This is a genomic window from Roseivivax isoporae LMG 25204 (assembly GCF_000521865.1).
Taxonomy (GTDB): domain Bacteria; phylum Pseudomonadota; class Alphaproteobacteria; order Rhodobacterales; family Rhodobacteraceae; genus Roseivivax; species Roseivivax isoporae.
In genome coordinates this window covers 1-23,979 of sequence record NZ_JAME01000049.1, presented here as the reverse complement: position 1 = coordinate 23,979, position 23,979 = coordinate 1, and the positions used below count along the sequence as shown (strand labels likewise).

Annotated in this window: 23 protein-coding genes and 1 tRNA gene; 9 read left to right on the top strand and 15 right to left on the bottom strand. The window is 71.9% G+C overall.

The features are described 5' to 3' along the window. The 3 genes from RISW2_RS20765 to RISW2_RS20755 form a co-directional block, all read right to left on the bottom strand. Positions 1–554: hypothetical protein (locus RISW2_RS20765; RefSeq protein WP_043774651.1), on the bottom strand; the 554-nt coding region annotated here is incomplete at its 3' end. After that, a complete protein-coding gene (locus tag RISW2_RS20760; RefSeq protein ID WP_051492219.1) occupies positions 554–1,609 on the bottom strand; it encodes a P-loop NTPase family protein in 1,056 nt (351 codons plus the stop codon). The genes RISW2_RS20765 and RISW2_RS20760, both read right to left, overlap by 1 nt. 31 nt (positions 1,610–1,640) lie before the next feature. Further along, the gene (locus RISW2_RS20755) at positions 1,641–2,462 is read right to left on the bottom strand and encodes an alpha/beta fold hydrolase (protein WP_043774650.1); all 822 of its coding nucleotides are present in this window, start codon (positions 2,460–2,462) and stop codon (positions 1,641–1,643) included. Positions 2,463–2,660: 198 nt separating this feature from the next. On the opposite strand from RISW2_RS20755, the gene RISW2_RS20750 reads away from it, so the two are divergent. Next, entirely contained in the window at positions 2,661–3,509 is an 849-nt protein-coding gene (locus RISW2_RS20750) for a DUF6635 family protein (protein WP_244437701.1), read from the top strand. Between the two features lie 42 nt (positions 3,510–3,551). Here RISW2_RS20750 and RISW2_RS20745 read toward each other — a convergent pair whose 3' ends face one another. The 3 genes from RISW2_RS20745 to RISW2_RS20735 are packed head-to-tail and all read right to left on the bottom strand — an operon-like array spanning position 3,552 to position 6,688. Then, the gene (locus RISW2_RS20745; RefSeq protein ID WP_051492218.1) at positions 3,552–4,943 is read right to left on the bottom strand and encodes an aspartate aminotransferase family protein; all 1,392 of its coding nucleotides are present in this window, start codon (positions 4,941–4,943) and stop codon (positions 3,552–3,554) included. A 3-nt stretch (positions 4,944–4,946) separates the two neighbouring features. Continuing rightward, a complete protein-coding gene (locus tag RISW2_RS20740) occupies positions 4,947–5,993 on the bottom strand; it encodes a histone deacetylase family protein (protein WP_043774647.1) in 1,047 nt (348 codons plus the stop codon). Continuing rightward, positions 5,990–6,688 (bottom strand): GntR family transcriptional regulator, encoded by a 699-nt coding sequence (locus tag RISW2_RS20735; protein ID WP_043774646.1) that lies wholly within the window; start codon positions 6,686–6,688, stop codon positions 5,990–5,992. The genes RISW2_RS20740 and RISW2_RS20735 overlap by 4 nt, the downstream gene beginning before the upstream one ends. A 133-nt stretch (positions 6,689–6,821) precedes the next feature. Between RISW2_RS20735 and RISW2_RS20730 the strand changes: the two genes are divergently transcribed. The 6 genes from RISW2_RS20730 to RISW2_RS20705 all read left to right on the top strand — a co-directional run bounded on the left by RISW2_RS20730 (position 6,822) and on the right by RISW2_RS20705 (position 12,228). After that, positions 6,822–7,589: a class II aldolase/adducin family protein gene (locus tag RISW2_RS20730; RefSeq protein WP_051492217.1), complete on the top strand. Its 768-nt coding sequence runs from the start codon at positions 6,822–6,824 to the stop codon at positions 7,587–7,589. Positions 7,590–7,622: 33 nt separating this feature from the next. Then, positions 7,623–8,405: a ZIP family metal transporter gene (locus tag RISW2_RS20725; protein ID WP_043774645.1), complete on the top strand. Its 783-nt coding sequence runs from the start codon at positions 7,623–7,625 to the stop codon at positions 8,403–8,405. Positions 8,406–8,487: 82 nt separating this feature from the next. Beyond that, entirely contained in the window at positions 8,488–9,498 is a 1,011-nt protein-coding gene (locus RISW2_RS20720) for an ABC transporter substrate-binding protein (protein ID WP_043774644.1), read from the top strand. Continuing rightward, complete coding sequence (locus RISW2_RS20715; RefSeq protein ID WP_043774643.1) at positions 9,495–10,535, top strand: FecCD family ABC transporter permease; 1,041 nt, start codon at positions 9,495–9,497, stop codon at positions 10,533–10,535. Before RISW2_RS20720 ends, RISW2_RS20715 begins: the two co-directional genes overlap by 4 nt. Then, positions 10,532–11,296, top strand: a complete 765-nt coding sequence (locus RISW2_RS20710) for an ABC transporter ATP-binding protein (protein ID WP_043774642.1) — start codon at positions 10,532–10,534, stop codon at positions 11,294–11,296. Before RISW2_RS20715 ends, RISW2_RS20710 begins: the two co-directional genes overlap by 4 nt. Before the next feature lie 14 nt (positions 11,297–11,310). Next, entirely contained in the window at positions 11,311–12,228 is a 918-nt protein-coding gene (locus RISW2_RS20705) for a DMT family transporter (RefSeq protein WP_051492216.1), read from the top strand. A 73-nt stretch (positions 12,229–12,301) separates the two neighbouring features. On the opposite strand, the gene RISW2_RS20700 is transcribed toward RISW2_RS20705, so the two are convergent. From RISW2_RS20700 to leuC, 8 genes are all read right to left on the bottom strand, one after another. Next, positions 12,302–12,378, bottom strand: a tRNA-Pro gene (locus tag RISW2_RS20700). A 45-nt stretch (positions 12,379–12,423) separates the two neighbouring features. Then, the gene (locus RISW2_RS20695) at positions 12,424–13,386 is read right to left on the bottom strand and encodes a DMT family transporter (protein ID WP_043774641.1); all 963 of its coding nucleotides are present in this window, start codon (positions 13,384–13,386) and stop codon (positions 12,424–12,426) included. Positions 13,387–13,526: 140 nt separating this feature from the next. Next, positions 13,527–14,630 carry a 3-isopropylmalate dehydrogenase gene (gene leuB, locus RISW2_RS20690; protein ID WP_043774640.1) on the bottom strand — a complete coding sequence of 368 codons (1,104 nt, stop codon included), beginning with the start codon at positions 14,628–14,630 and terminating at the stop codon, positions 13,527–13,529. Positions 14,631–14,721: 91 nt separating this feature from the next. Beyond that, complete coding sequence (locus tag RISW2_RS20685) at positions 14,722–15,654, bottom strand: endonuclease/exonuclease/phosphatase family protein (protein WP_341872022.1); 933 nt, start codon at positions 15,652–15,654, stop codon at positions 14,722–14,724. Positions 15,655–15,713: 59 nt separating this feature from the next. Continuing rightward, positions 15,714–16,547: a hypothetical protein gene (locus RISW2_RS20680; RefSeq protein WP_043774639.1), complete on the bottom strand. Its 834-nt coding sequence runs from the start codon at positions 16,545–16,547 to the stop codon at positions 15,714–15,716. Between the two features lie 316 nt (positions 16,548–16,863). Continuing rightward, entirely contained in the window at positions 16,864–17,469 is a 606-nt protein-coding gene (gene leuD, locus RISW2_RS20675; RefSeq protein WP_043774638.1) for a 3-isopropylmalate dehydratase small subunit, read from the bottom strand. Between the two features lie 73 nt (positions 17,470–17,542). Beyond that, the gene (locus RISW2_RS20670) at positions 17,543–18,259 is read right to left on the bottom strand and encodes a methyltransferase domain-containing protein (RefSeq protein ID WP_043774637.1); all 717 of its coding nucleotides are present in this window, start codon (positions 18,257–18,259) and stop codon (positions 17,543–17,545) included. After that, positions 18,256–19,659, bottom strand: coding sequence for a 3-isopropylmalate dehydratase large subunit (gene leuC, locus RISW2_RS20665; RefSeq protein ID WP_043774636.1), 1,404 nt, complete (start codon positions 19,657–19,659; stop codon positions 18,256–18,258). The genes RISW2_RS20670 and leuC overlap by 4 nt, the downstream gene beginning before the upstream one ends. Before the next feature lie 314 nt (positions 19,660–19,973). Here leuC and RISW2_RS20660 point away from each other — a divergent pair, with 314 nt between their 5' ends. Together RISW2_RS20660 and bktB are read left to right on the top strand one after the other, a co-directional pair. Continuing rightward, on the top strand, positions 19,974–21,323 hold the full coding sequence (locus RISW2_RS20660) for a mechanosensitive ion channel family protein (RefSeq protein ID WP_043774635.1): 1,350 nt from the start codon (positions 19,974–19,976) through the stop codon (positions 21,321–21,323). A 166-nt stretch (positions 21,324–21,489) separates the two neighbouring features. Then, entirely contained in the window at positions 21,490–22,668 is a 1,179-nt protein-coding gene (gene bktB, locus RISW2_RS20655) for a beta-ketothiolase BktB (protein WP_043774634.1), read from the top strand. Between the two features lie 6 nt (positions 22,669–22,674). On the opposite strand, the gene RISW2_RS20650 is transcribed toward bktB, so the two are convergent. Further along, positions 22,675–23,979 (bottom strand): penicillin-binding transpeptidase domain-containing protein (locus tag RISW2_RS20650; protein WP_043774633.1); only part of this gene is annotated, 1,305 nt, incomplete at its 5' end.

The following is a 23,979-nucleotide window of genomic DNA, read 5'->3' as shown; positions in this document are numbered from 1 at the left end:
CGGGCGCGCAGCCGGCGGTGCAGCGGCACGAGCCTCAGGCCGCCCAGCGCGAGGACGCCGAGCGACAGGACCGCGAGCGGCACCACCCGGGCCGCAAAGGCCGGGTCCAGCACCCAGAGTGTCAGGAGCGCGCAGGGAATGAGCACTGCGCCCGCCACGAGGCGTGGCAGGCCGAGGCCCAGCCAGTTGCGGAAGGCGGTCATGTCGCCCACGAAGCGCAGGCTCATGTAGCCCTGCCGCCGGCGCGCGACGTCGCTCGCCGCCATGCCCGCCGCGCGATCGAACAGCGCGAGGCGCATGTCGCGGGCATAGGCCTGCCCCAGCCGCTCGCCCGCCACGCGGGCGGCGACCCGGGCCCAGGCGATCACCGCGCCGGACACGGCGAGCCCGGCGAGGAGCGGCAGCGGCAGCGCCGCGCCCTCGCCCAGCGCCTCGAAGAGGCCGCGGGTCGCGAGTGCGGCCGCGGCCGCCGCCGCGCCCTGCACCAGCGTCAGCGCGCAGACGCGGGCGAGGACCCGCCCGCGGCCGTGCGCCAGCAGTCCCGGCAGGGCCATCACGCGGCCCTCGGCCAGCGCGCGCCGGCGCGCAGCGCCATGGCATTGGCCTCGGCCGGGTCCGCAAGGTCGGATTTCCGCAGGACCGGGATGCCGGTCGCGGTCTCGGCCTCGGCGGACGCCATGGGCGAGCAGCTGACCATGCCGGTGATGGCGTCCGGCCGGAGCCCGTGGCGGGCGAGTTCCGCCACGCCGCCCGCCGCCGCGACCGCGTCCCCGCAGGCGAAGACGAGACCCGAGATGCGGCCGCGGAACCACGGATCCGCGATGATCTGCGCCGTCTCGCGCTGGAACAGGCCATCCGCGATCTCGATCACGGCGATGTCGCAGCCCTGTGCGGCGGCATGGCCGAGAAGGCTCTCGATGCCCGCGCGCACGCGGTCGAGCGGCTCGCGGTAGGTCGTGACCATGCCCGCATCGGTGAAGTCCGCGACCACGTGCGCACCGGTGTCGCTGTATTCGTTGTAGTCGCCGAAGGCCCCGGTGCCGGTGCCCTTGAGCGCCGCCACCCGCCAGCCGGCGCGGCGCAGGCCGAGCGCGGTCTGCGCGGTGGCGAGCGTCTTGCCGGAATTCATCGCGGTGCCGAGGACCGCGATCACCGGCAGGGTCCCCGCATCGGGCCGCGCCGGCAGGGCAAAGTCGCGCAAGTTGAGCGCCCCGCCGTCCGCGCCGAGGAGCCGCGCGGCCGGGATCAGCCGCGTCGCCGGGCGGACGCGCTCGTTGCGGGACACCATGCGCCCGATGCAGCCGCCGCCGGCCAGGAGGTCGGCGCCGGCTGGGTCGATCTCGGCCAGGCCCTCGAACTGGTCCGGGGCGTAGCGGGCGCCGCAGGCCAGCACGATCGCGTCGCCGGGATAGATCTCCGACGGCCGGCCCGAGGGCAGCTGCACGCGGCGGTGCTGGCCGATCTCGGCCACGTGGGCGAGGACGAGATCGCCTGCTTGTGCAGCCGCCACGTCGGGAGCAAGGCCCGTGACGGCGTCGCGCGGCACCCGGCGGGTCGCGAAGGTCCACTTGGCGTCGGCGGGCACGGTGTCGGTGTGTCGGGGGATCATGAGGGGCTCCATCAATGGAAGGGTCTGGGGATCAGCTGTCGCGGCCGCGCACGACGCGGGCGGCGAGGCCCGCGGTCGCGATCGCCTGTTCGACGTCGTGGGCGCAGCCCGGAAGCTCGGTGAGCGTGACGCGCGGGGTGATGCCCGCGGCGCGCGCCGCGTCCTCGAACGCCGCGCGGTAGGCATGCGCGCGGTCGCGCCGGGTGCGGCCCTGCACCCGGTCGAGCGGCCGGGTCTTGCGCAGGGCGGGGTCGCGCGCGGTGTCGTCGGTGCCCACGTAGATATGCGTCTCGCGCCCGAGATAGGCTGCGAGCGTCGCGCGCTTGCGGCGCAGCCAGGCGGCGGCGGCCGGGTCGGTCGCGCGGGTCCCGAGGCCGTAGGGATAGGGCATGCGCGTGTCGGGCAGGCAGTACCAGCCCGCGGCGGCGAGGTGCAGCGTGCCGAAGCGCTGCGGATAGAGCATCGCCGTGCGGTGGGCGAGCTGCGCCCCGCCCGAATGGCCGAAGAGATCGACCGCCCCGTCAAGCTCGGGATGCGCGGCGGCGAGATGCTCGATGAGGCCGATCAGCGCCTGGTCGGGGCGCGCGGCGCGGCAGGGCCGCTGGAAATGCGTCCAGCGCGCCGCGTCGAAATGCGGCACGACGATCAGGCGCCCGCTGCGTTCCGCCTCGGGGCGGAACAGCTCGGCCAGCCGCTCGGCATTGCGCGAGATGCCGTGCAGCACGATCAGGGGCCGTGCGGCGGTCACGATGGCGGGCCGGATCACGCGCGCGCTCAGCCGGCCGGCGGCGGTCGGCACACAGACCTCGCTCAGCGCGCTGGTCTGGAACGACTGGGGCAGCATCGGTTTCATCGGAGGGTCTCCTTAGGGTCCGTGATGCCGGGGTTACGTCCGCCGCCCCGCCCCTATTCCCCGCGGTCGGGTATTCCCGACCCGGACCGGCGGATCGCGGCCGGTCTCCGCCACCCCCGCCCGCACCGCAGAGGAGCGTTGCAGCGGCGACCCGCAGCGCCTACCTGACGGGCAGAGACGCCCCGAGGGTCCCCGCACGTGCAGAACTCCGACGACTGGCCCGGTCCTGACGACGCCACGCTCGCGGCGCGGCGGGCGGCGGTCGTCCGCTTCGTGCGGGACACCTACGGGCCGCGGGGCACGCTTTCGCTGCACCGCGCGGCGCTCGGGCTCGACCTGTTGCGCGCGCCGGTGAACGTGGCGCTGTCGCCGGTCTTCCTGCTGACGCGGCTCGTCGCGCTCGTGCTCGGGCTGCTGCGGATGCGCCGCGCGGCGGGGTGGCTGATGACGCGACGCATCTTCCTCGAGACCGCGGTGGCGCGGCGGCTGCGCGTGCGGCTCGGCACTTTCCTCGACGCGCTGGCCGCGGCGGGGTTGGCGCCCCGGGCGGCGCCGGACATGCTCGACCGCGCGATCGCCGACTATGCCGGCGTGCGCGGCGCGGTGTCCGAGATCACCACCTCGCTCGTCGTGGTGCTGACCGGGTTCTGGGTCTTCGGCACGGCCACGCCGGGCGTCGTGTCGCTGACCGGCCCGGTGGCCGAGGAACTGGCGCGCGCGCAGGCGGTGCAGGGCTTCTGGGCGGGCCAGACGCTGGGCCGCGCCTGGTACGGCGTGTTCCCTGCGCGGCTCTCGCCGTTCGAGGTGGTCGCGATCGGTTTCAGCCTGGCGATGATCGGGTCGGTCGTCACGACCTTTGCCGGGCTCGTCGCGGACCCGGTGCAACTCTGGACGGGGATGCACCGGCGGCGGCTCTGGCGGATGTTGCGGCGGCTCGACCGCGCGGCGGCGGGCGACGGCGCGGGGCTTGCGCCCGAGCACCTGGTGGCGCGGCTCGGCGACATCGGCGACGCGCTCACCGGGCTCTGGCGCGCGCTCCGGGGATAGGGATGCGCGCGCGGGATCCCGCGCGCGCATCCCCGCCAGCAATCAGGCGGTGGTGCCGAACCCGGTGTCCTGCACCCAGGCCCAGCCGCGATCGAGCGCCCGGCCGAGCCGGTCGATGATCTGGTCGACCTGCGCCTCGGTCACGATGAGCGGCGGGCAGAGCGCCACGGTCTCGTAGACGTTGCGGCAGATCAGGCCCTCCTCGGCGGCCATCTTGGCGACCGTCGCGGCGATCTTGCCGGCGGGCTGGAAGCTCTGCCGCGTGGCCTTGTCGGCCACGAGCTCGAGCCCCGCGATCAGGCCCACGCCGCGCACCTCGCCCACGAGCGGGTGATCGGCGAAGCGGCGCAGCCCGGACTGGAAGCGCTCCTCGAGACGGGCGGCGTTGCCCATGAGGTCGTCCTCCTCGATGATCCGAAGGTTCTCGAGGCCGACGGCGCAGGCCACCGGATGGCCCGACCCGGTGAAGCCGTGCCCGAACGTGCCGAGCTTGGCGGAATTGTCGGCGATGGCGTCATAGACGCGGTCGTTGAGCGCGATCGCGGCAAGCGGCATGTAGGACGAGGTCAGCTGCTTGGACATCACCATGATGTCCGGCACGAAGCCGTATTTCTGGCAGCCGAAGGGCGTGCCGAGGCGGCCGAAGCCGTTGATGACCTCGTCGGAGACCAGGAGGATGTCGTATTTCCGGCAGAGCGCGGCGATGCCCGGCCAGTAGCCCTCGGGCGGGACCATGACGCCGCCCGCCCCCATGACCGGCTCGCCGATGAAGGCGGCGATGGTCTCGGGGCCCTCCTCGAGGATCACGTCCTCGGCCTCCTTCAGCAGGCGCGCGGTGAACTCCGCCTCGCTCTCGCCCTCGTGGCCCCAGCGCCAGTGGTGGGGGCAGGTCAGGTGCCGGACCGGGATCGCCGGCAGGTCGAAGTCGCCATGGTTCGCGGGCAGCCCGGTCAGCGACCCCGAGGCCACGGTGATGCCGTGATAGCCCTTGTTGCGGGCGAGGAACTTCTTCTTCTCGGGCCGGCCGAGGGCGTTGTTCATGAACCACACCATCTTGACCACGGTGTCGTTCGCCTCGGACCCCGAATTGGTGAAGAAGATGCGGTTCAGGCCCTCGGGCGTCATCTCGGCCAGCTTCTCGGCCAGGCGGATCGACGGCTCGTGCGCCTTGTGCGCGAAGGAATGGTAGTAGGGCAGCGCCTCCATCTGGCGCATCGCGGCGTCCTTGAGCCGGGTGTCGGAGAAGCCCACGGCCACAGACCAGAGGCCCGACAGGCCCTCGATGTATTCCTTGCCCTGGTCGTCGTAGACATGCACGCCGTCGCCGCGCGTGATGATCATCGGCCCCTGTTCCTCATGCAGGCGCATGTTGGTGTAGGGGTGCACGCTGTGCGCGATGTCCGCGGCCGCCAGCGAATTCGACAGCTTGTTCATGGATCAGGCTCCTGTGGGGGCGCGGGGCGCGCGGTCGAGCGCTCCGCCGAAGAAGGATGCGAGCGACGTGGCGAGGTCGGGCGACAGGTAGCCGCCCTCCTGCACGAACACGGTGGGGTAGCCGGCGGCGGCGATCATCCGTCCGGCGCGGGCGAAGCCGTCGAAGGTCACCTTCATGCCCTTCAGCGGATCGTTCTCGTGCGCGTCGAGCCCGAGGCTCAGGACCAGCGCGCCAGGCGCGAAATCCGCGATGCGGGCGAGCGCCGCCTCGATCGCGGCGCACCACGCGTCGTCGCCGGTGGTCCTGGGCAGCGGCATGTTGACGTTGAAGCCGGCGCCGGGACCGGTGCCGGTCTCGTGCTCGTAGCCCACGAAGAAGGGATAGTAGTGCGACGGGTCGGTGTGGATCGACACGGTCAGCACGTCGGGGCGGTCGTAGAAGATCGCCTGCGTGCCGTTGCCGTGGTGCACGTCGATGTCGAGCACGGCGACGCGGCCATGGGTGGCGCGCAGGCGTGCCGCGGCGATCGCCGAGACGTTCATCAGGCAATGGCCCGCCGCGGTCTCGGCCGAAGTGTGGTGCCCGGGCGGCCGGCAGAGCGCGTAGGCGAAGCGCGCACCGCCCGCCACGGCATCGGCCGCGGCCACGGCGCAGTCGGCCGCGCGGCACGTGGCCTGCCAGCTGCCGCGGCCCAGGGGCGCCGAGGTGTCGCCCATGTGCCAGCCCGCGCGCGCCACGACCGAGGGCGGATAGGCCGCCCACGCGTGCTGCGCGAAGGCGTTCGGCACGACCTCGGGACCGGCGCCGGGCAGCTTCTGCCACTCCTCCCAAGCGGTCTCGAGGAAGGCGAGGAAGCGTTCGGTGTGCACGGCAAGCAGCGCCTCGCGCGGGGCGACGGGCGGGCTCTCGGCGGCGAGGTCCAGGCGGTCGAGCCCCTCGAGCAGCAGCGTCGCGCGTTCGGCCTGTTCGGCATTGCGCATGAGCGCGCCGTGGGTCAGCCGGAACTGCGGGTCGTGCGATGCGGTCTCGGGGGCGTAGTAGCACTTCATGCGGGGTGGCCTTCCTCCAGACTGCGGAACCGTTCGGTCACCATGTGCCGCGCGCTCCCGATGTGATCCTCGATGGCCGCCGTCGCGCCCTGCGCGTCGCGCGCGGCGATGGCGGCGCGGATCGGCACGTGCGACCCGGCCATGCGGCGGGGCGAGTCGTAGAGCCGCCCGATCAGCATGAGGCCGAGCTTGGTCTCGTTGGCGATCTGGTCGAAGGCGGCCAGGTACCGCGGATTGCCCGAGCCCTCGCAGATGAGCCTGTGAAAGGCCATGTCGGCCTCCACCTGACGTAGCATGTCGTCCCCCGCCTCGGCGACCCGGTAAAGTTCGGCGATCTGTGCGTCGAGCCGCGGCAGCAGCGCCTCCACGTCGCCCCGCGCGACGAGTCGCGCGATGGCCGCGGATTCGATCACGATGCGGAACTCGTAGAGATTGTCCAGCGCGGCCGAGGAGAGCGTGCGGACAAAGAAGCCGCGGTTCGGGCGGTAGCGCACGAGGCCCGAGTTCTCGAGCAGCCGCGCCGCCTCGCGCACCGGCGCGCGGGACACGCCGAGATCGCGCGCGATGGTCGATTCGGACAGCCGCGCCCCCGGCAGCACGCGCCCCGCGACGATGGCCTCGGCCATGAGCCCGGCGACCCGGTCGACGAGACCGTCGCGGGCAAGCGGGCCGAAGGCGGGATCGGGGTCGTGCATGGGCCGTCCGGACAAGGGTGCGGAGAGTGCCAGCCATATCGCCCCGGATGTCGATTGTCGACAATTACCTTGACAGCCCGGCGCCCGTCCCGATGCTGGCCGCGGAAAAACGCCATCCGAGGATCCCCTGCCCATGCCCGACGGCACCCGCGACCTGCCCATCGCCCGACTGCGCCGCGACCTCGCGGCCGCCTACCGCCTGATTGCGCTCGAGGGGATGGACGATTCCATCTTCACCCACATCTCGGCGCGGCTGCCCGACGGACCGGACGGGCAGAAACGGTTCCTGCTGAACCCCTACGGCCTGCGCTTCGACGAGGTGACGGCAGCGAACCTCGTGACCGTGGACGAGAGCGGCGCTGTGCTCGACGACCCCCATGGCGCGGGCGTGAACGCCGCGGGCTTCACCATCCATTCCGCGGTGCACATGGCCCGCCACGATGCGGTCTGCGTGCTGCACACCCACACCGTGGCAGGCGTCGCCGTGTCGTCGGTGCGCGAGGGGCTCTTGTCGCTCAACCAGTGGTCGGCGCAGTTCCACGACCGCGTGGCGTTCCACGACTACGAGGGCATCGCGCTCGACCTCGACGAACGCGCGCGCCTCGTCGCGGATCTGGGCGCGCGGAACGTGATGTTCCTGCGCAACCACGGGGTCCTCGTGCTCGGGCGCAGCGTGGCCGAGGCGGTGATCTCGATGATGAACCTCGAGCGGTCCTGCCGGGCGCAGATCGCCGCGCTCGGGATGGGGCTGACGCCGGTCGTGCTGCCCGACGACGTGGCCGAGCACACCGCGCGGCAGTACGAGCACGCGAACGACCGCATCCACGAGAGCGGGCGCAACCCCGAATGGGACGCGATGCTGCGGCGGCTCGAGACCGCGGCGCCAGGCTACGACGCCTGATCCGGACCGGACGCACAGCAGGACAGGCCCCGCTTGGACACGCTTTCCCCCGTCATGCTCGGCTTCCTCGGAAGCCTTGCCGCCGGCGCGCTGACCGCGTTCGGCGCCGTGCCCGTCCTGTTCGGACGGGTGCCGTCGCGGGCGACCCGCGACCTGTCGCTCGGCTTCGCGGCGGGCGTCATGCTGGCCGCCTCGTTCTTCTCGCTCATCATCCCGGCGCTCGACGCGGCCGAGGCGCGGCTGGCCAGCGACGCGGCCCCGGCGGCGATCGTCTGCATCGCGATCCTGCTCGGCATGGGCGCGGTGGCGATGCTGAACGAACGCCTGCCGCACGAGCATTTCCGCACGGGGCGCGAGGGGCCCGAGGCGGCGTCGCTTCGGCGCGTGTGGCTCTTCGTCTTTGCCATCGCGATCCACAACTTCCCCGAGGGACTGGCGGTGGGCGTGGGATTCGGCGCGGACGGCGTCTCGGGCGGCATGCCGCTCGCGCTCGGGATCGGGCTGCAGAACATTCCCGAGGGGCTGGCGGTGGCCGTGGCGCTTCTCGGCGAGGGCTATCCGCGCCTCCGCGCCTGGGGCGTCGCGGCACTGACCGGCCTGGTGGAACCCGTGGGCGGCGTCCTCGGCGCGGGCGTCGTCGCCCTGGCCGAGCCGCTCCTGCCCTGGGGCCTCGCCTTTGCCGCGGGTGCCATGCTCTACGTCATCAGCCACGAGATCATCCCCGAGACCCATCGCAGCGGTCACCAGAAGAAGGCGACCTTCGGCTTGTCGATCGGGCTGGTCCTGATGCTGTTCCTCGACGTGTGGCTCGGCTGAGGGCCGCGGGAACACCCTTGATGTTCCCGCGGGACGCGCCTACGGAGTCGCCGACGTTTTTTGTCGGAATTGGACGGACCCCATGCGGATCATGAGCCTCTCGGCGCTCGGCGGCATTGCCGCGGCGACCCTCTGCACCACCGCCCAGGCCGGGCAGACGCAGTATCTCCTCACCATCGAGAATTGCGGGCAGGAGGTCACCTTCGACAAGGCGCCCGAACGCGCCGTGGCGCTGGGGCAGAACAGCGCCGAGATCCTGCTGCTGCTCGGTCTCGAGGACCGCATGGCCGCCACCGCGTTCTGGCCGAACGACGTGCTGCCCGAGGTCGCGGCGGCGAACGGTGCGGTGGAGGTGCTGACCGTCGAGTTCCCGACCCTCGAATCGATCCTGTCGAAGCGCCCGGATTTCGTGCCCGCCATGCTGGTCACGCTGATGGGCCCCGACAGCAAGGTCGCCAAGCGCGACGATTTCGAGGCGCTCGGCATCCCGACCTACCTGTCGCCCAGCGCCTGCGCGACGACGCTGACCGGCGAGGACGCCTATGGCAACCGCGACGCGCTCTGGACCATGGACCTCCTCTACAAGGAGATCGCGGACCTCGCGCGGATCTTCGACGTCTCCGAGCGCGGCGAGGCGCTGATCGCGGACTTCGAGGCGCGCGAGGCGGCGCTGCGCGACACCTTCGGAGACGCCGAGGACCTGACCTTCCTCTTCTGGTTCTCGAGCCCCTCGCCCGCCGACGACGCCTATCTCGGCGGCGGCAACGGCCCTTCGGGCTACATCGCGGACATCCTCGGCGGATCGAACGCGGTGCAGACGCAGTCCGACTGGCCGACGCTCGGGTGGGAAGGCATCATGGCCGCCGATCCGACGGTCTTCGTCGTGGCGCAGGTCGACCGCGACCGCTGGGAGCTCGACAACGCGGATGCCAAGATCGCCTTCCTCGAAAGCGACCCGACGGTCAGCCGCATGGACGCGGTGCGGAACGGCCGCATCGTGGTCATGAGCGGCGCGGCGATGAACCCGAGCATCCGCACCCTCTACGGCGCCGAGGAGGTGGCCCGCCAGCTCGAGGCGCTCGACCTGCCGTGAGCACGGCGGACCCTGCCGAGGGCGGGACGGGGCGGCTCCTCCTGCTTCTGGGCGCGGCGGTGGTCGTGCTCGCCTTCGCGGTCGCCGTGGCGACCGCGATCGGCGACTTCGCGATCGGGCTCGGCACGGTCTTCCTCGCGGTCACGAACGGGCTCGGCCTGACCGGCGCCGACATTCCGCCCATCGAACAGAGCGTGGTCTGGGACCTGCGGCTCAGCCGGGCGCTGGTCGCGGCGCTCGCGGGGGCGGGCCTCGCGCTCTGCGGCACGATCCTGCAGGCGCTCCTGCGCAACCCGCTGGCCGAGCCCTTCGTCCTCGGCGTGTCGGCGGGCGCATCCACGGGCGCGGTCTGCGTGATCGTGCTGGGCATCGGCGCGGGCGGGCTGTCGCTGTCCATGGGTGCCTTCGCCGGCGCCTTCGCGGCCTTCGCGCTGGTGGCGCTCCTGTCGAACGGGGCGACGAGCGGACCGAACCACACCATCCTCGCGGGCGTCGCCGCCTCGCAGCTCTTCAACGCGATCACCTCCTACATCGTCACCACCTCCGGCAACGCCCAGCAGGCGCGCGACGTGATGTTCTGGCTGCTCGGCAGCTTCGGCGGCGTGCGCTGGCCGGACTTCCAGCTGCTGATCGGCGTGGTGGTCCTCGGACTCGCGATCTGCCTCTGGATGGCGCGGTCGCTCGACGCCTTCACCTTCGGCGACGAGGACGCGGCGGCGCTCGGCGTGCCGGTGGCGCGCATCCGCCTGATCCTCTTCGGCGTCACGGCGCTCGTGACCGCGACCATCGTCAGCATGGTGGGCGCGATCGGCTTCGTCGGCCTCGTGGTGCCGCACGCGGCGCGCTACGTGGTGGGGCCGATGCACCTGCGCCTGATCCCCGCCTGCGCGGCGGTGGGCGCCATCTTCATGGTGCTCGCCGACATCGCGAGCCGGGTGGTCGTGGCGCAGCAGACCATCCCCATCGGCGTCGTCACCGCGCTGGTCGGCGTTCCGTTCTTCGCGATCATCCTCTACCGCGCGCGGCCGCAGACATGAGGATCGCGGCCCGCAACCTGGTCTGGGGCGTCCGCCGCCGGACCATCGTCTCGGACGTCTCGCTCGACGTGCAGGAGGGCGAGACGCTGGGCCTCATCGGGCCGAACGGCTCGGGCAAGTCGTCACTCCTGCGGCTTCTCGCCGGGCTGCGGCGGCCGCTCTCGGGCCGTGTCGAGATCGGCGGGCAGGACATCGCGTCCGTCCCGCGGCGCACGCTGGCGCGGCAGGTCGCCTTCGTGCAGCAGAGCGCCGCGACGGACACCAACGTGTCGGTGCGCGACGTGGTGCGGCTCGGACGGACACCGCACCGCTCGGCGCTGTCGGGCTGGTCGGCAGAGGACGAGACGGCCGTCGCCGCGGCGCTCGACCGCGTCGACATGGCGGGGCACCGCGCGCAGGCATGGCAGACCCTGTCCGGGGGCGAGCGCCAGCGGGTCCACATCGCCCGCGCGCTGGCGCAGGCGCCGCGGGTGATGTTTCTCGACGAGCCCACGAACCACCTCGACATCCACCACCAGATCGAGATCCTGCGCATGGTCCGGGACCTGGACCTGACCAGCGTCGTCGCCCTGCACGACCTGAACCTCGCCGCGATGTTCTGCGACCGGATCGTCGTGCTGCGAAACGGGGCGGTCGCGGCCTCGGGCACGCCGGAGGCGGTCCTGACCGAGGCGCTGCTGCGCGACATCTTCCGCGTCGAGGCGGAAGTCGGCCCGTCCTCCCGGCCCGGACAGCCGCACATCCGCTTCAAGGCCGGGTAAGGGACACCACACGCATGCAGGCCAGCTCCTTTCCGCGGTTCCCCACTGGGGGCGAGCCCCTCGGGATCACCCTGCGCATCGGCTCGACGCTGGCCTTCGCGGTGATGGTCACCTGCATCAAGGGCCTCGGGAACGAGGTGCCGCTCGGGCAGGTGATCTTCTTCCGCTCGGCGGTGGCGCTGGTGCCGCTCGCGCTGTTCCTGTGGTGGACGGGCGACTGGCCGGGCGGGCTCGCCACGCACCGGCCCTTCGGCCATATCGCGCGCTGCCTCATGGGGGCCACGGCGATGTTCACCTCCTTCGCGACGATCCGGCTCCTGCCGCTCGCCGAGGCGACGATGCTGTCCTACCTCGCGCCGGTCCTCCTTGCGGTGCTGGGCTGGGCGCTGCTCGGCGAACGGCTGGGGCTCAAGCGGATCGGCGGCGTGGTCCTCGGCATCGCCGGCGGGACCGCCTACTGCCTGCCCGCGATGACCGGCGGCCTCACGACCGGCGCGACGCCGGGCGTCGCCATGGGGCTCCTGACGGCGGTCCTGACGGCAGGCGCGCTGATCCAGGTGCGGCGGCTCACGCTCGCCGGTGAACGCGCTGGCGCGATCGCCTTCTGGTTCGCCGTGGTGTCGGCCGTCGCGGGGCTCCTGACGCTGCCGCTGGGCTGGATGGCCCCCGATCCGGGCCAGCTCGCGCTGCTCCTCGGCGCGGGTCTTGCGGGCGGCGTCGCCCACATCCTGATGACCCTGTCCTTCCGCCATGCCGAAGCCGCGGCGCTCGCGCCCTTCGAGTACCTCTCGGTGCTCTGGGCCGCGGCCGCGGGCGCGCTGTTCTTCGCGGAACTGCCCGGCGGCGCCTTCCTGATCGCCGCGCCGCTGATCCTCGCCGGCGCGATGATCGCGACGCCCGCCCGCCGACGTGCCGCGGTGCCCGCGGGCTGAGGCGGCACAGGCGCCGTCGAGGATGGCGGGTTCCGGAAACGACGAAGGGCCCCGGAAGGGGCCCTTGCGTTACTGGTCGGAGTGGCAGGATTCGAACCTACGACCCCTGCCTCCCGAAGACAGTGCTCTACCAGGCTGAGCTACACTCCGACCGTGGCGGGCGGGATAGCCCAGCGCGGCGGCTTTGACAAGAGGTCACCGGGGGCCTTCGCGATCGTTTTTCATCGCCCGCAGCAACGCGCTGATCCGGGGCTGCGTGGCGGTGTCCATGCGGGTGCGGTTCTTGAGCACAGGACGCGAGGACGAGTCCGCGCGGCTCTCGCGGTAGACGATGTAGAGGCCGCTCGCGATGATGATCGAAGCCCCGACCAGCGTCGCCACGTCCGGCACCTCGTCGAAGAAGAGGATGCCGTAGCCCGTCGCCCAGATGATCTGCGAGTACTGCATCGGCGCGACCACGACCGCCTCGCCGGTCTTGTAGGCGGCGACGACCAGCATCGCGCCGGCGAAGCCCAGGACCGCGATGGCGCCGTTGAGCGCCAGCGCCTCGAGCCCCACGGGCCGGAACACGAAGGGCAGGAGCGCGCCCATCACGAGGAAGTTCGCGAGCATCGGGTAGAGCACCAGCACCACGCTGCGCTCGTCCTGGCCGATCTTGCGCACGATGATCGAGGTGACGGCGCTGCCCGACGCCGCGACGAGCGCCGCGAGGTGGCCGAGTTCGAGCTCGGTCGCGCCGGGCCTCAGCACCACCAGAACGCCGCAGAGCCCCACGATCACCGCGACCCAGCGCCGGAGCCGCACGGGTTCGCCGAGGATCGGGATCGACAGGAGCGTGATGAGAAGCGGCGCGGCGAAGAGGATCGCGTAGGTCTGCGCCAGCGGCAGCACCGAGAACGCGTAGAAGGCCGAGCCCCCGGTGACCACCGCCGCTATTGTGCGCGTCGCCGTCCACCACGGGTGGACAGGGCGCAGGTGGCCGGGATCGGTGTCGCGGATCAGCGTGAGCGTCACCAGCGGGAAGCCGAAGAGCACGCTGAAGAACAGGATCTGGAACGTCGAGAAGTCGGCGCCGAGCCGTTTCACGATCACGTCGTGCGTCGCGAAGAGCCCGAAGGCGGCAAGCGCGATGAGGGCGGCTTTTGCGTTCGGGGCCATGGCGTGTCCGCAACCGGTCTGGGGGATCACCCCGTCCTAGACCGCGCACGCCGGGGCGGGCAAGGGGCGGCGGCGGGGTCGCGCCGCCACGCGCCGTGTCGGTCCCGCGCCCCCGGACGGGGCGCGCGGGACCGGATGCGTCAGAGGCTCGCGTCGAGCGCCGCGATCACCGCGTCGCCCATCTCGGAGGTGGAGAGAGGCGCGCGGCCTTCCTCGCCCAGCAGATCGGCGGTGCGGTGGCCGTCCGCCAGCACGCGCTCGACCGCCTTCTCGACGCGGGTCGCCTCGTCGCCCATGTCGAAGCTGTAGCGCAGCGCCATGGCGAAGCTCAGGATGCAGGCGATTGGGTTCGCCTTGCCCTGCCCCGCGATATCCGGTGCCGAGCCGTGCACCGGTTCGTAGAGCGCCTTGGGCCGGCCGTTCGCCATGGGGGCGCCGAGGCTCGCGGAGGGCAACATGCCGAGGCTGCCCGTCAGCATCGCGGCGAGGTCGGACAGCAGGTCGCCGAAGAGGTTGTCGGTCACGATGACGTCAAACTGCTTGGGCCAGCGGGTCAGCTGCATGGCGCCCGCGTCGGCGTACATGTGGCTCAGCTCGACATCGGGATAGTCGGCGCCGACGCGCGTCACGACCTCGCGCCAGAGCACGCCCGATTCCATCACGTTGGCCTTCTCCATCGAGCAGAGCTTGCGGCCCCGCTTCATCGCCAGCTCGAAGGCCGCGCAGGCAACGCGGTCGATCTCGCTCTCGGTGTAGCGCTGGGTGTTGATGCCGACGCGCTCGTTGCCTTCCTCGATGATGCCGCGGGGCTCGCCGAAATAGACGCCCGAGGTGAGTTCGCGCACGATCATGATGTCGAGCCCCGCCACCACGTCGCGCTTGAGCGACGAGAAGTCCGCCAGCGCGTCGAAGCACTGCGCGGGCCGCAGGTTGGCGAAGAGGTCCATCTCCTTGCGCAGGCGCAGGAGGCCGCGCTCGGGCTTCACCGAAAAGTCGAGCACGTCGTATTTCGGCCCGCCGACGGCGCCGAGCAGCACCGCGTCCACTTCCTGCGCGCGGGACATGGTGGCATCGGTGAGCGGCGTGCCGTGGGCGTCGTAGGCGGCACCGCCCACGAGGTCCTCGCTCACGTCGAAGGTCAGCCCGAGCCGGTCGCCGAACCAGTCGATGATGCGCCGCACCTCGGCCATGACCTCGGGGCCGATCCCGTCACCGGGCAGGATGAGAAGCGAGGGGTTGGTCATGCGGGGGGTCCTTCGGGCACTGGAATATCGCGGAACCGCTACGCAAAGCGACCGGTGGCGTCAAGAAAGTTGCCCCCGCGGGAAGCGCGCCTCAGGGAGCGTCCGGCGGGCCCGTCTCGACCTCGATCCAGAGCAGGCGGTGGTCTCCCGCGGCGGGGTCCCGGGCGGCCGTTCCCGCGGCCACGACGCGCAGTCCGGACGACGGCAGGAGGTAGCTCACCCGCATCGGACCGAGCCCGAGCCGCGTCCAGTCGACGCTTGCGCCGCCCGCGAGCGGATCGGCGAGACGCGGGTCGGACAGGAGCGCGCGGATCGCCTCGTGCCGCCCCTCGCCCCGGTCGGGATCGAGGTTCGCGTTGCCGGTCAGCACGAAGGAAGCGGTCGGCGGCGGCCCCAGCGCGCCGTCGAGCACGTGCTGCCAGAGCCGCGTCTCGTCGGCGTTGCGCCGGCCGTTGCGGTCCTCGGGCCCGTCGAAGACCGGCGGCGTCGCGTGCCAGACGAGGAGGTCGAGCCGCGTTCCGTCCGGCACCGCGACCGGCACGATCCAGTGTCCCGAGGAGGACAGGCGCTGCACGTCGCGCGCCGGGTCGTCGGCGGCGATCAGGCTGCCCGGCAGGTCTCGCCAGAGCAGGCCCGAGAGGTCGCGCACGGCCTCCGCGTCGACGGGCAGCCGCGACAGCACCGCCATCCCGCCCTCGCCCGCATAGGTTCCGTAGCCCTGCGCGTCCCGCGGCCCGCCGCGCCGGCCGTCGCCGTCCACGTCCCGGCCGGTCCCGAGCCCGGTATTGGGCCGCGCGGCGAAGTGGTGGGGATAGTCGGCGCCGAGCGCACCCATCCTTGCGGCGAGCGCCGCCAGCGCCGCGCCGCCCGCGTCGTAGTCGATGTCGGTCAGCACGAGGATGTCCGCCCCGGAACCGGCGAGACCCGCGACGATGGCGGCGAGGTCGGCATCCTCCGCCGCGAGGAGGTCCCGCAGCAGGAGGCCCGGTCCGTCCCGCGTGAGCGCCGCGTGCCATGTCGCGATGCGCAGGCGGTCCGCCGCGGCCGGTACGGCCAGGCAGGCAACGGCCGCGAAAACGGCGATCAGACGGCGTGCAGCGCCTCCGACCGCGCGTAGGCGCGGCGACGCTTCTCCTCGATGAGGTTGGCGATGCGCAACAGAGCGACGCCGCGCATCACCAGGCTGGCCGGAAGGAAGGCCCATGCCGTCATCGTCCATACAAGCGTCAGCGACGCGTCGAGCGGCAGCACCCCGCCCAGCGCATGCGCCAGCCGGATCGCCGCCGGGATCATGAATGGCAGAAGAAATCCCAACGCCATGTTAACGTGGCCATCGCGCTTGAGCCGCGCGAGCACGTCGCCGCCCGCGGTCGGGTCGAAGAGCGGCAGGTTGGTCCAGACGTTGAAGGGCTGCCTGCGCACCGGCCAGTTCATCATCCGGATGATGGTCACGAAGAACATCACCGTGACCATCGAGATCACGTAGGCCATGCCCGCCACCGAGCGCATCAGCGCGACCTGCGCGCCATCCGCGTCCTCTGGCAGCGCGAGCAGGATCAGCCGCACCGGCGAGAACGGGAAATCCATCGCGAGCCCGACCTGGTAGCCGAGCCCGCTCAGCGCGCCGCCAAGGAGCGAGGGCTCGACCGGATGGCGCACGAGCACCGTCAGCGACAGGAGCGTGAGCAGGAGCGCCATGTAGCGCAGGCGGTTGAACGGCGGGGCCGAGCGGAACTCGATCACGCTCGGCGCGTTCCCGAAATACTCCACGAAGGTCAGGAGCGCCGCCAGCATCGAGAGGAGCGCCACGATCTGCGCGATGTCCGGCGCCACGTCGGGAAGGACGAGCGCCGGCAGTGCCACCAGCCATGCCATCAGGAACGCGCGCACGGTCGCGCCGGCGATGCGGTGGATCACTGCTTCATCCTCTCGGTCCGGACGGACCCGATGCGATGCCGAATCCTTGTTCCAAACGCGCACCGCCGAATGTGACGGACTGCCCCGAATTTGACAAAATTCTGCCCCGATCGCCGTTTCACCTCAACTGCGATGCCACGTTGGCGGCGGAATGCGGCGATATCGCGGAACGCTGATGCCGGATTGCATCAATTCCGCGCCCGAAAAGCGGCATTTTTCCGCGCGACGTCAACATGTTGTGTCCGAAAGCGAAACGGCCGCAACGCCTGTCGCGCCGCGGCCGCCGATATGTGCCAGGGCCTGCATGGCCCAGCCGTCACACCCAGGGTCGCGCCTGCGCCGCTTGGGCCTCGAACGCGTCGATGGCGGGCGCCTTCTCCAGCGTGAGCGCGATGTCGTCGAGCCCGTTCAGCAGGCAGTGCTTGCGGAACGGGTCGATGTCGAACCGGATCACCTCGCCGTCCGAGGTCGTCACCGTCTGCGCCTCGAGGTCGACGGTCATGCGGGCGTTCTGCCCCTTCTCCGCGTCCTTCATCAGCAGGTCGACCTGCTCCTGCGGCAGCGCGATGGGCAGGATGCCGTTCTTGAAGCAATTGTTGAAGAAGATGTCGGCAAAGCTCGGCGCGATCACGCAACGGATGCCGAAATCCTTGATCGCCCACGGCGCGTGCTCGCGGCTTGACCCGCAGCCGAAATTCTCGCCCGCGACGAGAATCTCCGCCTCGCGGTATCCCGGCTGGTTCAGCACGAAGTCGGGGTTCTCGTTGCCGTCGTCGTCATAGCGCATCTCGTCGAAGAGGTTCACCCCGAGCCCGGTGCGCTTGATCGTCTTCAGGAACTGCTTGGGGATGATCATGTCGGTGTCGACATTGACCAGCGGCAGCGGTGCCGCGATCCCGGTGAGCGTGTCGAATTTGTCCATCTGTCTCTCCATGCCGGCGGGTGTCCGGCGCGATGCGGTCGGGCACGCGGCACGCGCGCCGCAGCCCCTTCGGTCAGGCGGCGTCCTTCTCCACGAGAAAGACGTCGCAGAAATCCCCGACGACCCCGAGATCGGGCGCGCAGAGGGCGATCTGCTGGACCCGGCACGACCGGGTCCAGAGCGTGACGAGAAAGGCGAGGTTGCGTCCGTAGTGGAACGTCACCGGGGAACCCGCGTCGTCGATCGGGTTGCCGTGATACTCCGCGGCGCCGAGGAAGTGGCAGACGCCCTTGTCGTCGTAGTAGGCGGTCCGGGCGGTCTCGGCGATCTCGGCGTAGACGGGCGTGGTGAACAGCATGGCACCGCCCGGACGCAGCGTGCGCTCCATCTCGGCAAAGCACGCTTCCGGGCTGTTCACATGCTCGAGCACGTCGAGATGGCAGTGCAGGTCAACGCTCCGATCCTCGAAGGTCAGCTTCTCGAGGTTCTCGCAGCGCACGCCCTCATGTACCGAACCGGGCGCCCGATCGGGCCAGTACTGCGAGGCCACATAATCGGGGCAGCCGGTGCGCAGCCGCTCCGACAGCCGCGTGCCGCCCGGAGAGCATTCGTGCACGACTTCGTCGCGCCATCCCGGGCGGTACCGGTCGAGGCACCACGCGAAGGCGCGTTCGCGCGGGATCGACCCGCAGGAGACGCAGCGCAGATGGTCGCGCAGCCAGTCGTCCGGGCTCTCGAAACGCGTCTCGGCCTCGCAGACCGGGCAGCGACCTTCGAAGCTGTGGCTCATGCAAGGTCCCGCACGTCGGTCAGCCGGCCGGTGATCGCGGCGGCGGCGGCCATGGCGGGCGACATGAGATGCGTGCGGCCGCCGCGGCCCTGGCGGCCCTCGAAGTTGCGGTTCGAGGTCGATGCGCAGCGCTCGCCGGGCTTCAGCTGGTCGGGGTTCATCCCGAGGCACATGGAGCAGCCCGCCATGCGCCATTCGAACCCGGCCGCCTTCAGCTGGTCGGCGATGCCCTCCTCCTCGGCCTGCGCGCGCACGAGGCCGGAGCCCGGAACGATCATGGCGCGGATGCCCTCCTTGACGCGGCGGCCCTCCATGATGCGGGCGACCTCGCGCAGGTCCTCGATCCGGCCATTGGTGCACGAGCCGATGAAGACCGTGTCGATGGCGATGTCCGAGAGCTTCGTGCCCGGGGTGAGGCCCATGTAGTCGAGCGACCGCTTCGCCGCCGACACCTTGCCGCCGGCAAAGCTCGCCGGGTCGGGCACCACGGCGTCGATCGGCAGCACGTCCTCGGGCGAGGTGCCCCAGGTGACGACCGGAGCGATCTCCGAGGCGTCGATGGTCACGACCTTGTCCCAGTGCGCGTCGTCGTCGGAATAGAGCGTCTTCCACCACGCCATCGCGGCCTCCCACTGCGCGCCCTTCGGCGCGTGGGGCCGGCCCTTCACGTAGTCGAAGGTCGTCTCGTCCGGCGCGATCAGGCCCGCCCGGGCGCCGCCCTCGATCGCCATGTTGCAGACGGTCATGCGGCCTTCCATGGACAGCGCGCGGATCGCCTCGCCGCAATACTCGATCACGTAGCCCGTGCCGCCGGCGGTCCCGGTGCGGCCGATGATCGTCAGCGTGATGTCCTTGGCGGTGACCCCCGGCGGCAGCGTGCCGGTGATCTCGACCTTCATGTTCTTCGACTTCGACTGGATCAGCGTCTGCGTCGCCAGCACGTGCTCGACCTCGGACGTGCCGATGCCGTGGGCAAGCGCGCCGAAGGCGCCGTGCGTCGCGGTGTGGCTGTCACCGCAGACGATGGTCATGCCGGGCAGCGTCCAGCCCTGCTCGGGCCCGATGATGTGCACGATCCCCTGGCGCACGTCGGACACCGGATAGTAGTGCACGCCGAAGGCGCGCGCATTGGTGTCGAGCGCCTCGACCTGGATGCGGCTTTCCTCGTTCTCGATGCCCTTGGCGCGGCCCTCGTCGGTCGGCACGTTGTGGTCGGGCACCGCGATGGTCTTCTCGGGCGCGCGGACCTTGCGGCCGGACATCCGCAGGCCCTCGAAGGCCTGCGGGCTCGTCACCTCGTGCACGAGGTGGCGGTCGATGTAGAGCAGGCTCGAGCCGTCCTCGGCCTCGTGCACCAGGTGGGCATCCCAGATCTTGTCGTAGAGCGTCTTGCCGGACATGGATCCTCTCCGCGTTGGCAGAATTGGCAGGTATGGCTTGGTTGCGGGTCCGGCGCGCAGCGGGGCGCCGGCAGTGCTGGACGGGCCACGCGGGCATCACCGGCGGGCGAGCACCGTGTGGCTCGCGCCGAAGAAGCGTTCCCGGAGGCGGGTCCGGTCGCAGATGTCGAAGACGCGCGTCATGGCCGGATGAGATACAGGCTTCGCGGCCCGCCCGCAAGGGACGCGCCCGCCGGGAACGGGGGCCACCCGCGCGCTTGCGCGCGCCTGCGCGCGGTGCCACGCTCGCCCGACGGCAGCGACGGCGTGGCAGGATGATCCCCGAGACCGAGACGTTCCAGCAGTTCCAGGCGATCGCCCTCGACCTTCTCGCGCAGGCGCAGCTCTTCCTCGCGGCGCTCCTGCGCCCGTGGAACGCCTACCAGGTCGGCATCGCGCTCGCGCTCTTCGCGCTCGCCCACGGGCTCGCGGCGCTGGCGCGGCCGCGCGCGCACGACTGGATCCGCGGGCGCGAGGGCTGGCCCAAATGGCGCATCCGCGTGCTGGTCCTGCTGCACCGGCGACTGCGCATGATCTTCTTCGTGGCGCTCGCCTGGCTCGTCGTGTGGACCATGCGCGAGTTCACCTGGCCCTCGCGGTCCTACATCCTGTCCATCGTCGCGAGCCTCGCCACCGCCTGGCTCTTCATCGCCGTCGCGACGCGGCTCATCACCAACCCGATCCTGCAGTCGGTGGTGCGCTACGGCGCCTGGACCTGGGTCACGCTGTCGATCGTCGGGCTGACCGACGAGACGCGGGAGGTGCTCGAGAACGTGTCGCTCAGCCTCGGCGAGACGCGGCTGACCGCGTGGCTCGCGGTGCAGGCGGCGATCACGCTCACGCTCCTGATCGCGGTCGCGCGCTTCCTCGCCATGACCAGCGCGGCGCGCATCCGGCGCAACGACGCGATCTCGCCCTCGATGCAGGTGCTCGCGGTCAAGGTGCTGCAGATGCTGTTCTACGGCGGCGCCTTCTTCCTCGGGCTCCGGCTCGCGGGCGTCGACCTGACCGGCCTCGCGGTGCTCTCGGGCGCGATCGGCGTGGGCCTCGGCTTCGGCCTGCAGAAGGTCGTCTCGAACCTCGTGTCGGGGATCATCATCCTGCTCGACAAGTCGATCAAGCCCGGCGACGTGATCTCCCTCGGCGACACCTTCGGCTGGATCAACGCGCTCGGCGCGCGCTACGTCTCGATCACCACGCGCGACGGCAAGGAATACCTGATCCCGAACGAGGACCTGATCACCGGTCAGGTGGTGAACTGGTCGCATTCCAACGATTTCGTGCGGCTCGACATCTTCTTCGGCACCGCCTACGCGGACGACCCGCACCTCGTGCGCCGCATCGCCGTCGAGGCCGCCGCCCGCACGGGCCGCGTGCTGGCCGACCGCCCGCCGGTCTGCCACATCGTGGGCTTCGGCGACTCGTCCGTCGACTACATCCTGCGCTTCTGGATCCGCGACCCCGCGGGCGGGCTCACCAACATCCGCGGCAACGTCTACCTGGCGCTCTGGGACGCCTTCAAGGACCACGGCATCTCGATCCCCTTCCCCCAGCGCGAGGTGCGCGTGCTCGAAGGCGCGACGCTCCCCACCCGCGGGGCCCCGGGTACCGGCGCGCTGCCCTGAACGCCCCCCCGGGGGCTTCTTCTTGGCAAAAATATCCCGGGGAGTCCGGCCGGCAGGCCGGACGGGGAGGAGCCCCTCTGCCCCGCGCGTCCCGAACGCCACGTCGGGAGGTGACACGGCCCGCGCCCTGCGCCACCTTGCGGGCGACACCACAGGGAGGCCGGCCATGCAGGACGACATCGTTATTCTCTCCGGCGCGCGCACCGCCATCGGCACGTTCGGGGGCGCGCTGGCCGGGAAGCCGCCCTCGGCGCTCGGGGCGGCGGCGGCCCGTGCCGCCATCGACCGGGCCGGCATCGGCGCCGCGCAGGTGGGCCACGTGGTCTTCGGCCACGTCATCAACACCGAGCCGCGCGACATGTACCTGAGCCGCGTCGCCGCGATGGAGGCGGGCATCCCCGACACGACGCCCGCGATGAACGTCAACCGGCTCTGCGGCTCGGGCGCGCAGGCGGTGGTCTCCGCGGTGCAGGCGCTCGCCATGGGCGACGCGGACTTCGCGCTGGCCGGCGGCGCCGAGACCATGTCGCGCGCGCCCTACATCGTCCCCGACCAGCGCTGGGGCGCCAAGATGGGCGACATCCGCACGCTCGACATGATGCTCGGCGCGCTGAACTGCCCCTTCGGCACCGGCCACATGGGCGTGACCGCCGAGAACGTGTCGCACGAGCACGCGATCAGCCGCGCGGATCAGGACGCCTTCGCGCTCGAGAGCCAGAAGCGCGCGGCCGCGGCCATCGCCGAGGGCCGCTTTGCCGGGCAGATCGTGCCGGTCGAGGTACGCGTGAAGCGCGACACCGTCGCCTTCGACACCGACGAGCACCCCAAGGACACGACCGCCGAGAAGCTCGCCGCGCTGAAGCCCGTGTTCCGCCAGGACGGGACCGTGACCGCCGGCAATGCGAGCGGCATCAACGACGGCGCCGCGGCGCTGGTGCTCGCGCGCGCCGGCGCCGCCGAACGGGCGGGGCTGAAGCCGCGCGCGCGCATCCTCGGCTATGCCCATGCGGGCGTGCGCCCCGAGGTCATGGGCATCGGTCCGATCCCGGCGGTCGAGGCGCTGCTCGGCCGGACCGGGCTCGCCGCGGCGGATTTCGACGTGATCGAATCGAACGAGGCCTTCGCGGCGCAGGCGATCGCGGTCAACCGCGGGCTCGGCCTCGACCCCGCGCGGGTCAACCCGAACGGCGGCGCCATCGCGCTCGGCCACCCGGTCGGCGCGACGGGCGCGATCCTCTGCGTCAAGGCGCTCTACGAGCTCGAGCGGACGGGCGGCAGGCGGGCGCTCGTGACCATGTGCATCGGCGGCGGCCAGGGCATCGCGGTGGCGCTCGAGGCGCTCTGACGCGGCTCAGTCCAGTCGGACGCGCACGCGTTCCGACCGGCCGGCGGCGTCGATGACCGACAGGGTCGCGGGGCCGCTCCGGGCGACCGGAACGGCCAGGTCCGCGCGCCGTTCCCCGGTCAGGACCGGCGCGCCGTCCACCAGCACCGCGAAGGGCGGCGTGCCGCCGCGGAGCTTGAGCGGCACCGCCGCCCGGCCGAGCGCGCCGAGCCGCGCGCCGTCGGGCGGGAACACGATCTCGAAGGCCGGGCCCTCGGCCGCCGCGCCCCCGAAGCGGCGCAGCGCCTGCGGCAGACGCGCGTTCGGAACGATCAGCGTGTCGGACGGCGGCGGCGGCAGGGGGGTGGCGCGCGGTGCGGCAAGCCCCAGCACCTCGAAGAGAAGCGGCGCCGCGAGGTCGCCGCCGAAGGCGCCGGGCACCGGCGTGCCGTCCGGCCGGCCGATCCAGACCCCCGCCACGAGCCGCCCGTCCCAGCCGAGCGCCAGCGCGTCGCGGTGTCCGTAGGAGGTGCCGGTCTTCCACGCGACCCGCCCCGGCGCGCCGCCGCCGGGCGGCGGGCGGCCGGCGAGGATGTCGCCCACCTGCCAGGCCGCGCGCGGCGACAGGATGCGTTCCGCCCGCCCGCCATCGTCGTCGCGTCCCTCCCGCCGCCAGCGCAGCGGCCGCGCGGTGCCCCCCTCCGCGAGGGCCGCGTAGAGCTGCACGAGACCCTCGAGCGTCACGCCGACACCGCCGAGGCTGACGGCCAGCCCCGCCGCGCCCCCCGGCAGCACCGGGTCCGCGCCCGCGCGGGCCATGGCATCGGTCACGTGCGCCGGGCCCAGCGCCTCGGTCAGCCGCACCACGGGGATGTTGAGCGAGTGCTGCAGCGCGTCGCGCACCGACACGTCGCCGCGGAACAGCCCGTCGAAGTTCTGCGGCGCGTAGCCGTCGAAGCTGACGGGCGTGTCGCGGATCAGCGTCTCCGGATGCGCGAGGCCCCGGTCGAAGGCGAGCCCGTAGACGAGCGGCTTCAGCGTCGATCCGGGAGAGCGCGGCGCGCGCGTCATGTCGACCCAGCCCTGCGCGGCCGCATCGCCGTAATCCGCGGCGCCGACCGAGGCGAGGATCTCGCCGCTGCGGTGGTCCGCAACCACGACGGCGAGCCCGAGCCGTGCGTCGCGGCCCGCGCGCCACCGGGCCGCCAGCGCCTCGATCCGCGCCTGCAGGCCCGCGTCGAGCGTCAGGTCGTGCCGGCCGGGCCCCCCGGCCGCGGCGCGGTCGGCCATGTGCGCGGCCAGCATCGGCACCGGGCGGCGCCGGTCCGGCAG